This window comes from Aquiflexum gelatinilyticum, assembly GCF_024741135.1.
In the GTDB taxonomy this organism is placed as follows: Bacteria; Bacteroidota; Bacteroidia; order Cytophagales; family Cyclobacteriaceae; genus Cognataquiflexum; species Cognataquiflexum gelatinilyticum.
This window is the reverse complement of sequence record NZ_JANSUY010000014.1, coordinates 195,024-208,585: the sequence shown is the minus strand read 5'-3', so window position 1 is coordinate 208,585 and position 13,562 is coordinate 195,024. Positions and strand designations below refer to the sequence as shown.

The 13,562-nt window shown below is 42.2% G+C and carries 14 protein-coding genes; 9 read left to right on the top strand and 5 right to left on the bottom strand.

Translation table 11 applies throughout. From position 1 onward, the window contains the following. Nucleotides 1–61: 61 nt before the first annotated feature. The 4 genes from nadD to NU887_RS15670 all read right to left on the bottom strand — a co-directional run bounded on the left by nadD (nt 62) and on the right by NU887_RS15670 (nt 2,156). Entirely contained in the window at nt 62–628 is a 567-nt protein-coding gene (nadD, locus tag NU887_RS15685) for a nicotinate (nicotinamide) nucleotide adenylyltransferase (protein ID WP_258424319.1), read from the bottom strand. Nucleotides 629–641: 13 nt separating this feature from the next. Further along, a complete protein-coding gene (gmk, locus tag NU887_RS15680; protein WP_258424318.1) occupies nt 642–1,214 on the bottom strand; it encodes a guanylate kinase in 573 nt (190 codons plus the stop codon). A 6-nt stretch (nt 1,215–1,220) separates the two neighbouring features. Then, the gene (locus NU887_RS15675) at nt 1,221–1,493 is read right to left on the bottom strand and encodes an anti-sigma factor (protein ID WP_258424317.1); all 273 of its coding nucleotides are present in this window, start codon (nt 1,491–1,493) and stop codon (nt 1,221–1,223) included. A 69-nt stretch (nt 1,494–1,562) separates the two neighbouring features. Further along, a complete protein-coding gene (locus NU887_RS15670) occupies nt 1,563–2,156 on the bottom strand; it encodes a sigma-70 family RNA polymerase sigma factor (RefSeq protein WP_258424316.1) in 594 nt (197 codons plus the stop codon). Nucleotides 2,157–2,277: 121 nt separating this feature from the next. Between NU887_RS15670 and NU887_RS15665 the strand changes: the two genes are divergently transcribed. From NU887_RS15665 to murA, 4 genes are all read left to right on the top strand, one after another. After that, nucleotides 2,278–3,111, top strand: a complete 834-nt coding sequence (locus NU887_RS15665; RefSeq protein ID WP_258424315.1) for a lysophospholipid acyltransferase family protein — start codon at nt 2,278–2,280, stop codon at nt 3,109–3,111. Nucleotides 3,112–3,173: 62 nt separating this feature from the next. Continuing rightward, complete coding sequence (locus tag NU887_RS15660; protein WP_258424314.1) at nt 3,174–5,426, top strand: ATP-dependent helicase; 2,253 nt, start codon at nt 3,174–3,176, stop codon at nt 5,424–5,426. A 56-nt stretch (nt 5,427–5,482) separates the two neighbouring features. Continuing rightward, on the top strand, nt 5,483–6,154 hold the full coding sequence (locus tag NU887_RS15655; RefSeq protein WP_258424313.1) for a DUF4290 domain-containing protein: 672 nt from the start codon (nt 5,483–5,485) through the stop codon (nt 6,152–6,154). Then, nucleotides 6,155–7,459, top strand: coding sequence for a UDP-N-acetylglucosamine 1-carboxyvinyltransferase (gene murA, locus NU887_RS15650; protein ID WP_258424312.1), 1,305 nt, complete (start codon nt 6,155–6,157; stop codon nt 7,457–7,459). A 123-nt stretch (nt 7,460–7,582) separates the two neighbouring features. Here the strand turns inward: murA and NU887_RS15645 are convergent, their stop codons facing one another. Next, nucleotides 7,583–8,716, bottom strand: a complete 1,134-nt coding sequence (locus tag NU887_RS15645; RefSeq protein ID WP_258424311.1) for a hypothetical protein — start codon at nt 8,714–8,716, stop codon at nt 7,583–7,585. A 307-nt stretch (nt 8,717–9,023) separates the two neighbouring features. On the opposite strand from NU887_RS15645, the gene NU887_RS15640 reads away from it, so the two are divergent. The 5 genes from NU887_RS15640 to NU887_RS15620 all read left to right on the top strand — a co-directional run bounded on the left by NU887_RS15640 (nt 9,024) and on the right by NU887_RS15620 (nt 13,513). Next, complete coding sequence (locus NU887_RS15640; protein ID WP_258424310.1) at nt 9,024–10,739, top strand: IlvD/Edd family dehydratase; 1,716 nt, start codon at nt 9,024–9,026, stop codon at nt 10,737–10,739. Nucleotides 10,740–10,753: 14 nt separating this feature from the next. Beyond that, nucleotides 10,754–11,518, top strand: a complete 765-nt coding sequence (locus tag NU887_RS15635) for an SDR family NAD(P)-dependent oxidoreductase (RefSeq protein ID WP_258424309.1) — start codon at nt 10,754–10,756, stop codon at nt 11,516–11,518. Between the two features lie 120 nt (nt 11,519–11,638). Further along, entirely contained in the window at nt 11,639–12,082 is a 444-nt protein-coding gene (locus NU887_RS15630; RefSeq protein WP_113925138.1) for a DinB family protein, read from the top strand. Nucleotides 12,083–12,084: 2 nt separating this feature from the next. Next, complete coding sequence (locus tag NU887_RS15625) at nt 12,085–12,747, top strand: acetoacetate decarboxylase family protein (protein ID WP_258424308.1); 663 nt, start codon at nt 12,085–12,087, stop codon at nt 12,745–12,747. Then, nucleotides 12,731–13,513: an SDR family NAD(P)-dependent oxidoreductase gene (locus NU887_RS15620; RefSeq protein ID WP_258424307.1), complete on the top strand. Its 783-nt coding sequence runs from the start codon at nt 12,731–12,733 to the stop codon at nt 13,511–13,513. Before NU887_RS15625 ends, NU887_RS15620 begins: the two co-directional genes overlap by 17 nt. Nucleotides 13,514–13,562: the final 49 nt, after the last annotated feature.

Here is a 13,562-nt window from a genome sequence, read left to right as displayed (position 1 = left end):
TTTTTTAGTAAAAGTCACCAACTATTTTTGACCACATTACCGAAATTTCAAAATCTTCGACTTACAAGAACAATTTCTTGTCCTGGATATAATCCTCAACAGGTTGAGGAACTAGATACCTAACAGAATTACCGTTTTTGATGGCTTCTCGGATAAAAGTCGCAGAAATATCCATCAATGGCGCTTCGACATACCGGATATTTGGATGTTTCAAATCAGGTAAATCTCCCGGACGGGGATAGACATATAATCCGTATTGCTCCAAGATGACCTCATAATTTTTCCATTTATGAAAATGTGTCAAGTTGTCTCCGCCGATGATCAGTCTGAATTCGTGATTTGGATGCTTCTCTGAAAGGTAAGTAAGTGTATCTATCGTAAAGCTCGGTCTTGGCATATGAAACTCCACATCGGAGGCTCTGAAATAAAAATGATCGGCAATGGCGAGCTCTACCATTTTAAGCCGATCAAATTCATGTAACAATGACTTTTGCTTCTTGAAGGGATTCTGTGGACTGACAATAAACCAAACCTGATCTAGGTCAGTTCTGTCCTGCATCACATTGGCGATGATCAAGTGGCCTATGTGAACAGGATTAAAAGATCCAAAAAACAATCCTATTTTCAAAATAACTTTTTGATTATTTGGCTAGAAAATCCCCAACAAGCTTCTCTGCTTCAGCAAAGGATTTTTCTTTTTCGTCATTCAAAATTATGACATCGAACTTATCTTGGAAAGTACTTTCGAATTTTGCTTTATATAATCTACGGGATAAACTTTCTTCTGATTCGGTTCCCCTGTCCCTCAGTCTTTCATGCAGTACTTCTAGGGAAGGCACTTTTACAAATACTGCCAAAGCCTTGTCGCCAAAATATTTCTTAAGGTTGATCCCTCCTTTTACGTCCACATCAAAAATGACATGCTTACCTTCATCCCAAAGCCGTTGGATCTCTTCTTTTAAAGTTCCGTAGAAATTACCCTCATAGACTTCTTCCCACTCGATAAACTCATTATTATCGATTTTATTTTTAAAATCTTCGGGAGTCAAAAAATAATAATCCTTTCCGTTTTCTTCTGTTCTGCCTCTTTTATCACGCGTAGAAGCGGATATGGAAAAGCCAAGATTTGGAAATTTACTTAAAAGATGTCTGACGATGGTGGTTTTGCCCGAACCTGAAGGGGCTGAAAAAATGATTGCTTTTCCTGAGGACATGGCGGGTTATTTTTTATCCTGGATGATCTCTCTGATACTGGCCTCAAGTTCGCTTGGGACAGTTTGTTTGGTACATTTTGTTTTCAGAACATCGCGGATGGCTTGCTCCAAATGAAAATGCTTGAAACAGGGTTCACATTTGGCCAATTTTTCATTGAGCATTTCCTTCGAATTGGGCATGTTTTCCCCATCTAAAATGCTCTCCAAAAGCTGGAAACATTTACTGACATCAGAACACGAAAGCTTCCTTTCTCCAGATGTTGTTGAATTATCGTCCATTTTTAATCTTACTTGATATACTGAAATTAAATAAAATTTTCCCTTCCTTGTATTCGCGCCGACTAGGCATTATTCCTCTTCATCTGTGCCATATCCCATTGTCGACGCATAGGAACGCAGTTTGTCTTTCAATAAGTTCCTTGCTCTGTGCAATCTTGACCTTACGGTCCCGATCGGAATATCCAATATCTTGGCCATCTCTTCATAAGTAAACCCTTCAAGGTCACAGAGAATAATCACTGTCCTGAAATCTACAGCAAGACTGTTGAGCGCATTGGATATTTCGTCACCGAGCATATCCTTGACAGCATCTACCCTCAGGTCAGTTGTACTTGTGTAATCAACATCATCAGAATTGTAATAAGTTTCAACTTCCTGATAATCAATTTTGGCAGGCTGTTTTGACTTCTTTCTGTAATCATTGATAAAGGAATTTTTCAAGATCCGAAACAGCCAGGCTTTGGCATTGGTTCCTTGCTCAAATGAGTTGATAAATCTAAAAGCTTTGAGGTAAGTATCCTGTACCAGATCCTTGGCATCATCCTCATCAAATGTCAACCTGTAGGCAAAATTATACATCGAGTCTATGTTTGGCATAAACTCCTGATCGAAGATTTTACTCTTTTCCTGTTCGGAATATTTTTTTCTCTGAACTTCAGACATAAGATTCAAAAGTAATCAATGGAAGAATTTATCACTAATATTTTTGAATAAAGTCCTTGCTTTTGGCTTATTTTGGGCTTTGTGAAAAGAAGTCAAAAATTCTTCAACCCAAGTTTAGAGCATGTTTTTATTCAAACTGATATCCTATTTACCTCTTTGGGTATTATATATCTTTACGGATGTGGTCTATCTAATTGGATACCATGTTTTGAAATACAGACAAAAAGTCATCTTTGAGAACCTTGCATATTCATTTCCCGAAAAGTCCGAGGCCGAAAGGAAAGCCATCGCAAAAAAATTTTTCAGGACTTTGACCGATTCGTTTGCCGAGACACTTAAATTCTACACGATTGACAAAAAGGAACTTGCCAGAATGCTTCAGATCAAAGGTGGCAACATGCTTTCAAAAAGAGTGGAAAATGGTGAAACTGTCATCATGGTCAGCGGACATTTCATCAATTGGGAAGCTTTTGTAGTAGGATTCAATGCCTTGGTTGACTCCAGATTGGAAACAACCTATTCCCAGCTATCAAATAAAACTTTTAATAACCTGATGATGGCTATCAGGGGGAGATTTGGAGGTACTCTTGTAGAAAAGTCAAGTTTCAGCAGAAATTTCCTTGAAAAAAGAAAAGTCCCAAGGATTATTGGCCTAGCTGCCGACCAAAGACCAGGAAAATCAGAAAAAAGGTATACTGCCAGGTTTATGAACAGGGAAACGGCTTTTTTTGAAGGACCCGAAAAACTCGCGAAAAGATATGGGTATGCGGTCTTTTATGTAAAAATGGAAAGGCCAAAAAGGGGTCATTATATCATTTCTTATCAACTGATGAGTGAACCTCCCTACTCGCAGGATGAGCCAAATAGCATCACCGACGAATTTATCCGACGGACCGAAAAAGGAATCCGCGAACAACCTGAGATCTATCTCTGGAGCCACAACCGGTGGAAGTAAACTTAATTTCCTTTGCCCACCCAAAATCCCTAACTTTGCGACTTGTTGGATTTAATTGACGCATGGATTATTTAAAAGGACTCAATCCCCCCCAAAGAGAAGCAGTAGAACGAACAGATGGCCCGGTGATGATCATCGCAGGCGCGGGTTCAGGAAAGACAAGGGTACTCACTTACCGGATTGCACACCTGATCCACGCCAAAGGAGTCGATCCTTTCAATATCCTATCCCTTACTTTTACCAACAAAGCGGCAGCGGAAATGAAACTCCGCATCGAAAAACTCATAGGACTCGATGCCCGCAATACCTGGATGGGGACTTTTCACTCCACATTTGCGAAAATTCTCAGGGTAGAAGCTGACAAAATCGGTTATCCCTCCAACTTCACCATCTATGACACCGACGACAGCAAATCGTTGATCAGGACAATTGTCAAGGAAATGAAACTCGATGATAAGGTGTACAAACCAAGTACAGTATTGTCTAGAATTTCCGGCGCCAAAAACAGGCTGATTGCATGGGAAACTTACCTCAACGATCCCTACATCAAGTCTGACGATGATGCAGCAATGAAACCCCGCATGGGAGAAATCTACAAAAACTACCAAAAGCGACTCTTTCGCTCCGGCGCAATGGATTTTGACGATTTACTTTTTAATACGAACATTCTTTTCAGAGACCATCTTGATGTGCTCAACAAATACCAGCAACGCTTCAAGTATGTGATGGTGGATGAGTTTCAGGACACCAATGTCTCCCAGTACCTTATTACTAAAAAGCTGGCTGCAGTCCACCAAAACATATGTGTGGTCGGTGACGATGCGCAGAGTATTTACGCCTTCCGAGGTGCGGACATCCAGAATATCTTGAATTTTGAAAAAGATTACCCTGATCTGTTTGTGGTAAAACTGGAGCAAAATTACCGCTCTACAAAAAATATCGTACAAGCTGCCAACAGCATTATTGCCAAAAACAAAGCACAGTTGAAGAAAGACATCTGGACGCAAAATACCGAAGGTGACCTGATTGAACTGATCAAAGCCAGCTCGGATAATGAGGAAGGAAGGTTGGTGGCTACGACAATTTTTGAAGAGAAAAACAACAAAAAACTCAACAACAGCGACTTTGCTGTACTTTACCGCACCAACTCCCAATCCAGGTCGATAGAAGAAGCCTTGAGGAAAATGAACATCACCTACAAAATCGTGGGCGGGTTGTCATTTTACCAAAGAAAGGAAATAAAAGACCTTTTGGCCTATCTCCGTTTTGTGGTCAACCATGAAGATGAGGAAGCATTTAAGCGGATCATCAACTATCCCAAAAGAGGAATCGGAGATACGACAGTAGAAAAAATATTGGTTGCAGCCTATGACCACGATATTCCACTTTGGCATGTTATCCAAAATTCCTCAAGTTTTTTGGGTGGCCGAGCCGCCAACACAGTGGATGATTTCTGCACGATGATCAAAAGTTTTGGGATCGAGGTGGAAAGAAAAGACGCTTTCGAAGCCGCTTCCAGCATAGCAAAGCAGTCAGGCTTGCTGAAGGATCTTTATGAAGACAAAACCATCGAAGGGCTTAACCGCTACGAAAACGTACAGGAATTGCTCAATGCGATCAAAGAATATGTCGACAATCCTGAAAATCCCGAAAAAAGCTTAGGGGCTTTCCTTCAGGAAATCGCGCTTCTGACTGACAATGATCGAAATAAGGACACTACGGATTCTGTCACTTTGATGACAATCCACTCTTCCAAAGGCTTGGAATTCAAGCAGGTTTTTGTTGTAGGCATGGAAGAGGACCTATTCCCCTCCCAGATGATGATGCAGAGCAGGGAAGACTTGGAGGAAGAAAGAAGGCTTTTCTATGTAGCTTCCACCAGGGCAATGGACAAATTGTATTTGACCTATGCACTGACACGTTACAGGTTTGGCAGGTTGCTTAATTGTGAACCGAGCCGGTTCTTGGAAGAAGTCGATCCGATGTGCATCAAAGTCAATAAAAGGATGACTTCTGCTCTTGCAGGAGCATTGAGAAATGAGTCAAGTGAAGGAAAATCAGGTTTTGTGGGAATCAAAAACCAAAGTCAAAGACCGATGACCACCGCCAAAATCCATACACCAAGCCCTGATTTCAAACCTTCAAACACCAATAACCTCCAGGAAGGAGCCAAAGTTGAACATCCAAAATTCGGTTTTGGCTTGGTGAACAAAATAGAAACCGAAGGAATCAACAGAAAAGCGAGCATTCAATTTGATAATTTTGGAGAGAAGACATTATTACTTAGCTTTGCGAAGCTTCGAATCATCGAATAGAACATTCCCCCAAAAAAAGTTTTTTTACTTTAACAATCGTACCAACGGGAGACAACATGAGCAATCAAGAAATTACCGATAAGCATTCAGTCATATTGAAAGAATACGGAAAAAACATCCAACGTCTTTCCATTTACATTTCCGAAATGGAAGACCGGGAAAAGCGCACCCAAAGTGCCTACCTTTTGGTAGAGATGGTCAAGCAGCTCAACCCATCCATGAAAGCAGAGAACGACCAAAAGATTTGGGATGACCTGCATATCATGTCTGATTTCGCTTTAGATGTGGATGGGCCTTATCCAAGCCCCCAAAGGGAATTGCTCTATAAAAAGCCAGCTCCAATCGGTTATCCAAAAGGGGAAATCAAATTCAAGCATTACGGCAGAAACATTGAAAAACTGATCGAAAAGGCTGTTGAAATCGAGGATGATGAGGAGCAGGAAGCTGCGATCATCTACATCGGCCAGTTGATGCGAAGTTTTCATTCTACTTGGAACAGAGAAAACTTCGATGACGGAATCATTTTGGATGACATCAAAACACTTTCCAAAGGCAAACTGCACATTGACCTTGAGAAAGTGAGAGAAATGGGGCTTTTCGAAACCAATACAAGAAGAGATTTCAAATTGCCCTCAGAGCCTGAAGCTAATTCCAACAACAACCGCAGGAAATTTAGCGGAGGCAATGAAAGAAGAAGAAACAATGGCGGCCATAAAAAGCGTAGATAAATGTCATCATTCAAAGTAAAAGGCGGCCTCAAACTGAAGGGTGAAATTATCCCTCAAGGTGCCAAAAACGAAGCACTCCAGATCCTTTGCGCGGTGCTCCTTTCTCCCGACAAAATCACCATCCACAAAATCCCCGACATCAGGGATGTCAATAAGCTCATAGAACTCCTTGGAGACATGGGTGTAAAAGTGGAAAAAATCGGACCAGAATCTTATACTTTTCAAGCAGATAATGTTGACCTGAAGTACCTCGATACGGATGATTTCCTAAAAAAAGCATCAGCACTCAGAGGTTCTGTGATGATCCTAGGGCCACTTTTGGGAAGATTTGGACATGGAAGATTATCTAAGCCCGGAGGTGACAAAATCGGCAGAAGGAGGATGGATACACACTTTTACGGCTTCCAAAAACTCGGAGCAGAATTCCACTACGACAGCAAAAGAGAGATTTTTCATATCGATGGCAAAAACCTGAAAGGTGCCTACATGCTATTGGATGAGGCGTCCGTGACCGGAACTGCTAATATCGTGATGGCAGCCGTAATGGCGGAAGGCAAAACCACCATTTACAACGCTGCCTGCGAACCTTACCTGCAGCAGCTTTGCGATATGCTCAACCGTATGGGTGCAAAAATCACCGGCGTGGGTTCCAACCTTTTGCATATCGAAGGAGTCAAATCTCTCAAAGGCACAGAACATACCATGCTTCCCGATATGATTGAGATCGGATCATTTATTGGCCTTGCTGCCATGACCCAATCAGAGATCACCATCAAAGATGCCCAAATCCACAGATTGGGGATCATTCCCGATACTTTCAAAAGGATGGGGATCAAAATGGAATTCCGTGGAGATGATATTTTTATCCCTGCACAGAAGCATTATGAAATCGAAACCTTCATTGACGGATCAATCCTGACTGTCGCCGATGCGATTTGGCCGGGATTCACGCCTGATTTGCTGAGTATCATTTTGGTCACGGCTACACAGGCTAAAGGAACTGTTTTGGTACATCAGAAGATGTTCGAAAGCCGTCTCTTCTTTGTCGATAAGCTGATCGATATGGGTGCACAGATTATCCTTTGCGATCCACACAGGGCTACTGTCATCGGATTGGATCGAAAATACCCACTTAGAGGAATCCGCATGACTTCACCTGATATCAGAGCTGGAGTTTCGTTATTGATCGCAGCACTTTCTGCAGAAGGTACTTCTATCATTGACAATATCGAGCAGATCGACCGCGGGTATCAATTTATCGACAAGAGGCTGAATGCGATAGGGGCAGAGATTGAAAGATTGTAAAATTGGAAGATTGAAAAATTAAAAGGTTGGAAGGTTGGAAGGTTGAAAAGTTGCTTTTCGAAAACAAACATAAATAACAGGATAGAAAAAACCTGAGCTCATCACTCAGGTTTTTTTTTGCCATTACCTAGGAGTTAAAAACTTATCAAGAGGTTTGTAGTATCCGCCACCGCAGTTTTTGTCTCTAGCCTCACAGTTTGTGGTAACGAAGACTGTTGAATCGTCAAGCAGACTAATCGAGGTGATATTGGTTCCTATCAAGCCTACATTATCGAGCGGGAACAATTTGATAGTTTTATCATTCATGGACAGACGGAAAATTGATTCCCCTTCGATCAGGACAATGGTGTCGTTTATACTTGAAAGGTTATCAAAAGTAATCCCAATACGCCTTCTGTCTTCATTGGAAACTTGGCCGGAATTATAAGTACCTATCAACTCAGGATTTTTTCCCGACAGGTCAGACTTGTAAACCTTCAAGGGGAATGTTTCCCATCCATCGCCTTCAAAAGTGATGATGTCATTTCCTACCTGTACAGATTTGGTATAAAATTCAAAACGCAGTTCCATATTTCCGCTTTGGTCAAAATCAAAAGTCTTATTTCCGATCGTGACCCGCATGAAGTTTTCAAATACTTTAAAACCATTTATTGTTACCCAATCATCGAAAAATTCCTCTTTGATTAGTTTCTGTTCCAATATCTCAACCTTGCCGTCAATGACAGCTGTCTTGAGCCAAAGGAAATTAGGGGTGTATTTTGATACTCCGGGACTTTTTGGTGCACCATAGGGTACCAGCACGTGGCCTTTTGAATCAATACCAATCTGATCACCATACCCGGAAACAATTTGTTTGAAATCATAAAATCCCTGATCAAGATCCTTCATCTTGATGACAAGGGCATCTTCTTCAAAAGGTTTTCCAATCGGCAAAAGGATAAGCTCATCGGAATTGATGGTGGCCATGAGTTGGTCCGAGATGGGAAGCCTATAGAGGAAGTTGTCAGGTAAAAAAGCACTGAGATCAGAATGTTTGTTTATTCCAAATAGGGTCGCCTCACTGTATATTCTGGTCTTAGACGCTGTATACAGCTTTCCGTTGATTTCTTTGGCATGGGTAAGTCCTTCTTGGAAACTTAGCGACTGTTTCCAAAAAACAGCCACTTCTTCTTTTGGGGTTTCAAATGTGCTACAGGAAAAAAAAGAAAAGATGCCAATGAAGATCAAAAGAATCGGAAAACGGGTTGAACTTTTCATAATGCGGATCCTAGTCTTGGGTTTAATCTTCAAACGCTTAAAACTAAGGAATATTACTAAGGATATAAATAACCAATACTTGTTATTTTCAAGGTTCAATTATGTATTATACTTATCTCTTTATTTCCATTTTGAGATTTTTTTCTTTACCAACTGATATTGAAATATGAATAGTCAACAATAGAAAATATGAAGCGCATGCTAAATATACATTTGTTTCCGCAGGTCACATTTTTGATTTTCTTTTCCATTTCCTCCAAAACATTTCCTAAATTCTCCTCCAATTCAAACCAATAAACCCATTGTCATGGAAGAAAAGAAATTGCGCAGCCAAGAGTGGTTTGGCCGCAAAGGAAAAGACGGCTTTATCTATCGCGCATGGATGAAAAACCAGGGATTTCCCCACCACCTTTTCGAAGGCAGGCCGGTCATCGGCATCTGCAATACCTACTCCGAACTCACACCCTGTAATGCACATTTCCGCGAACTTGCCGAAGCTCTCAAGCGGGGAATCTGGGAAGCCGGTGGATTTCCATTGGAATTTCCGGTAATGTCATTGGGCGAATGCTCCATCAAACCGACCGCCATGCTATTCCGAAATCTCGCCAGCATGGACGTGGAGGAAAGCATCCGCGCCAATCCCATGGACGGTGTAGTCCTGATGTGCGGTTGTGACAAAACGACACCATCTCTAGTCATGGGCGCCGCCAGTGTCAATTTGCCCACCATCGTAGTCTCGGGTGGACCGATGCTCGCCGGAAGATTCAAAGGAAGAAAAATAGGTACTTCTGACCTTTGGAGATTTGCTGAAGAATTCAAAAAAGGAGAACTCTCTCAGGAAGATTTCACCGCAGCAGAAGCTGCCATGGCCAGGTCGCAGGGACACTGCGCCCCAATGGGAACAGCCTCCACGATGGCTGCGATGGTGGAATCCCTAGGCTTGGCCTTACCCGACAATGCTACCATTCCGGCAGCGGATTCTAGGAGGAAGGTCCTTGCCCATATGTCAGGAATCAGGATTGTGGAGATGGTCAAAGAAGACCTCAAGATGACCGACATCCTAACCAGAAAATCCTTTGAAAATGCCATCATGGTCAACGCCGCTTTGGGTGGTTCTACCAATTTCATCCTCCACCTTTTGGCTATTGCTGGTCGGATCGGAGTAGAACTGAATATTGATGACTTTGACAAATTCTCTTCCCATATTCCTTTGATAGCCAATGTGCAGCCATCCGGGGAAAATTTTGTGGAAGACCTCTTCTATGCCGGCGGATTGCCTGCTGTGATGCGGGAAGTTTCTTCCTTATTGCACCTCGATACCATCACCGCGAATGGGAAGAAACTCGGCGAAAACGTCCTGAACGCAGAATGCTGGGACAGAAACCTGATCGGTACTTTGGAAAAACCCTTCAAACCAGAATCAGGCATTGCCGTCCTGAAAGGCAATCTTTGTCCTGAAGGAGCAGTTTTGAAACCTTCTGCCGCGACTCCCTCACTTCTTCAGCATCGAGGTCAAGCGGTGGTATTTGAAGACATAGATGATTATAAGAAAAGACTGGATGATCCGGATCTTGATGTCACACCGGATTCTGTTTTGGTGCTGAAAAATGTCGGGCCAAGAGGCTACCCCGGCATGCCTGAAGTAGGCAATATGCAACTACCGATGAAAATCATCCAACAGGGAGTGAAAGACATGGTGAGGATTTCGGATGGCAGGATGAGTGGAACCGGATACGGTACCGTGGTGCTTCACGTTTCCCCCGAATCAGCTGTTGGAGGAAATCTTGCCTTGGTGCAAAATGGGGATTGGATCCAACTCGATGTACCAAACCGGACATTGAATTTGGAAGTTTCGGACGAGGAACTGGCAAAAAGGAGAGTATCTTTTCAGCCATTGCAACTTGGATATGACCGTGGCTATGTCAATATGTTTATCCAAAACGTGACCCAGGCCCACGAAGGTGTAGATTTTGATTTTCTCAAAGGCGCCTCGGGCCCTGAAGTCAAAAGAGATTCACATTAAAAGAAGTATTTCCTATGAAAAATCAGGAAAAAGTCGCTCTCATCACCGGTGCCGGACAAGGCATCGGTTTGGAGATTGCCGGAGTATTGGCAGAAAAAGGCCATCATGTCATCCTCAATGACATCGAAAAAAGCCTGACCGAAGAAGCCGTCGCTGAAATCCTGAGAGATGCAAAAGGGAAAATCTTAGGTATTTCGGGAGATTCCGGAGACCCCACATTTATTCAGGAAATGGTGGGTTTGGCAGAAAGCGAGTTTGGAAAATTGGATATTGCCATTGCCAATGCAGGCATTACCCTTTATGGTGATTTTTGGGACTATTCTCCGAATGATTTTTTTGAGGTAATGCGGGTCAATGCAGGTGGCACTTTTTTCCTTGCCCAAGCAGCAGCCAGGTTAATGAAAAAACAAAAAACCGGTGGTTCGCTTCTTTTTACCTCCTCGGTGACTGCCCATCAGGCACATAAAAACCTTGCAGCATATGCCATGAGCAAGGCAGCAATTGAAATGTTGGCAAAGAATTTGGTAATCGAATTATCAGAGTACCACATCAATGTCAATACCATCTCACCCGGCGCTACATTGACTTCCAGAACGGCCTCAGATCCTGATTACGAAAAGACCTGGTCCAGAATCACACCAATGGGACGACCGGCAACTGTCGTGGATATTGCCCATACTGCTGCCTTTTTGGTTTCTGAGGAAGCGAGGCACATTACAGGGCAAAATCTTGTAATTGACGGAGGTTGGACTTCCATCAGTCCCTCTCCTTACAATTAAATCAAAAAATCATTTCTTGGTTTAAAATTAAAACTAATATTGCAAATTATTTCCAACTATAGACTCTATCTATTTATAACACATCCGGCCTAACGCCGGAAACCAATCCAACACCCACATATGAAAATTGCTATTAATGACCTTTTGGAATATATCCAAAAGAGCAACAATGCCACGATTGACCTTTTGGTTGAAAACAAAGCAAACCTTCCACAAAAAGCCATCGAAATTTATAGCCATATGATCAATGCACACCATGTGTGGAATGCAAGGATCTTGGGGAAAAAACCATTTTTTAAAGTCTGGCAAACCCACTCTGTTGAGGTTTTTGCTGAAATGAATGAGGAAAATTACCTGATTTCCAAAAAAATTCTTGATAACAATGAGCTCGATAAAATGATCTCATATCAAAACACCAAAGGTGAGGCATATCAAAATACCATCAAAGACATCATGTTCCACATCATCAACCACTCCAGTTATCATCGGGGACAAGTAATGATGCTTGTCAGAAATGCCGGGCTGGAACCTATCCCAACAGATTATATCCTCACAAAAAGATAACCATGAACGGACCCCAAAAACCCGAATATTACTTTGCCGGTCCCTGGAAACTAAAAGGAGAAGGTATCATCCTTTCCTACAAATTCAAGAAAGAGTGGGTAGAACAAAACGGGTTTTTGACGGACAAACTGAAAGGGAAATTCAAAGGGGGGCTCGGATATGTCATGCTTGTCAGGTATACTGAGTCCCCAGCAGGCCCTTATAATGAATTGCTTTTTATTCCCGGAAAATTCAGTCCTGACAATAGACAGACCATCACCAAAATCTATGTGGATTCCAAATCAAGTACTGAAAACGGCAGGTACAAATGGGGAATACCAAAAGAAACCGTCCCCATCATCTGGCAAAAAAACGGAAAAACAGAAACAATAGGAATTGGGTCTGAGGAAGACCCGATTCTTTTTTGCAAGATCAGTTCGGGTGGAATACCCTTTCCTGCTAGCACAAAACTCCTTCCCATCAGACTTTTTCAGGAATTGGAAGGGAAAACATTTTTGACCGACCCAAAAGGTTATGGGTGGGGAAAGTTTGCCAAAATAGAATCTATGAAAGTGAATTCCGCTTATTTTCCTGACATCAGCAAACTCAAACCGCTGCTTTGTGTGAAGATCAATCCGTTCTACATGGAGTTTCCTTTGCCCGAACAAAATGCCGATCAGCAATAAGCATATCGTAATCACCGGGGCTGCCTCCGGGATAGGAAAAGAGCTGGTTCTACAACTTGCAGGAAGCGGAAATAAAATCCTGGCCATTGACATCAATCAAGAAGGTTTGGAAATCCTCCCCAAATCATCTTCCCAAATCCAGACCCTGACTTTAGACCTAACCAAACGGGATAGTGTCTCGGTAATTTTTGATTGGATAGAACTCAACTGGAAAACCGTTGACTACTTTTTTGCCAATGCAGGCTTTGCAAAGTTTGGGACTTGGGAGGAAACCGACCAGCAGACTTTCGCCAAAATGCTGCAAATCAACGTCCTTTCCCCTATTGAAACAGCCAAAATTCTGAAACCAATGCAGGTGCATCATCCCTGTAGGCTTGTGGTTACTGCCTCAGCAATGTCCTATTGGCCTGTTCCCGGTTATGCGGCCTATGCCGCAACCAAAGCGGCGATCCATCATTTTGTTGAAACAGTAAAAAGCGAAGGGGATGGGAACTGGATTACTTTGGTATACCCTATAGCCACGGAAACAGATTTTTTCAAAAGTGCAGGCAAAGAAATCCCAAAGGCCTTTCCTGTACAATCCGTCCAAACTGTAGTGCGTCATATCCTCCAAGGTGTTTCCAAGAGAAAAAAGAAAATCTATCCCTCCAGGCTTTTTAAGGCAACCATGCTGATCAACAGAATTCTGCCTGTCTTCAAACCACTCTATTTTTTATTAGAAAGAAAAAAACTGAAGAATTGGATGGAGAGAAAGAAGGATAGGTAATCATACATGAATGGCATCTGTTTTTTCAAAAGAAAACAATAAATTGGAA

Bases quoted from the DNA above. Each gene is read 5' to 3' on its own strand.
- NU887_RS15625 (WP_258424308.1), top strand. From the start codon at position 12,085: ATGAACGGACCCCAAAAACCCGAATATTACTTTGCCGGTCCCTGGAAA.
- gmk (WP_258424318.1), bottom strand. From the start codon at position 1,214: ATGTCCTCAGGAAAAGCAATCATTTTTTCAGCCCCTTCAGGTTCGGGC.
- NU887_RS15645 (WP_258424311.1), bottom strand. From the start codon at position 8,716: ATGAAAAGTTCAACCCGTTTTCCGATTCTTTTGATCTTCATTGGCATC.
- NU887_RS15630 (WP_113925138.1), top strand. From the start codon at position 11,639: ATGAAAATTGCTATTAATGACCTTTTGGAATATATCCAAAAGAGCAAC.
- murA (WP_258424312.1), top strand. From the start codon at position 6,155: ATGTCATCATTCAAAGTAAAAGGCGGCCTCAAACTGAAGGGTGAAATT.
- NU887_RS15620 (WP_258424307.1), top strand. From the start codon at position 12,731: ATGCCGATCAGCAATAAGCATATCGTAATCACCGGGGCTGCCTCCGGG.
- NU887_RS15675 (WP_258424317.1), bottom strand. From the start codon at position 1,493: ATGGACGATAATTCAACAACATCTGGAGAAAGGAAGCTTTCGTGTTCT.
- NU887_RS15655 (WP_258424313.1), top strand. From the start codon at position 5,483: ATGAGCAATCAAGAAATTACCGATAAGCATTCAGTCATATTGAAAGAA.
- NU887_RS15635 (WP_258424309.1), top strand. From the start codon at position 10,754: ATGAAAAATCAGGAAAAAGTCGCTCTCATCACCGGTGCCGGACAAGGC.
- NU887_RS15670 (WP_258424316.1), bottom strand. From the start codon at position 2,156: ATGTCTGAAGTTCAGAGAAAAAAATATTCCGAACAGGAAAAGAGTAAA.
- NU887_RS15640 (WP_258424310.1), top strand. From the start codon at position 9,024: ATGGAAGAAAAGAAATTGCGCAGCCAAGAGTGGTTTGGCCGCAAAGGA.
- NU887_RS15660 (WP_258424314.1), top strand. From the start codon at position 3,174: ATGGATTATTTAAAAGGACTCAATCCCCCCCAAAGAGAAGCAGTAGAA.
- NU887_RS15665 (WP_258424315.1), top strand. From the start codon at position 2,278: ATGTTTTTATTCAAACTGATATCCTATTTACCTCTTTGGGTATTATAT.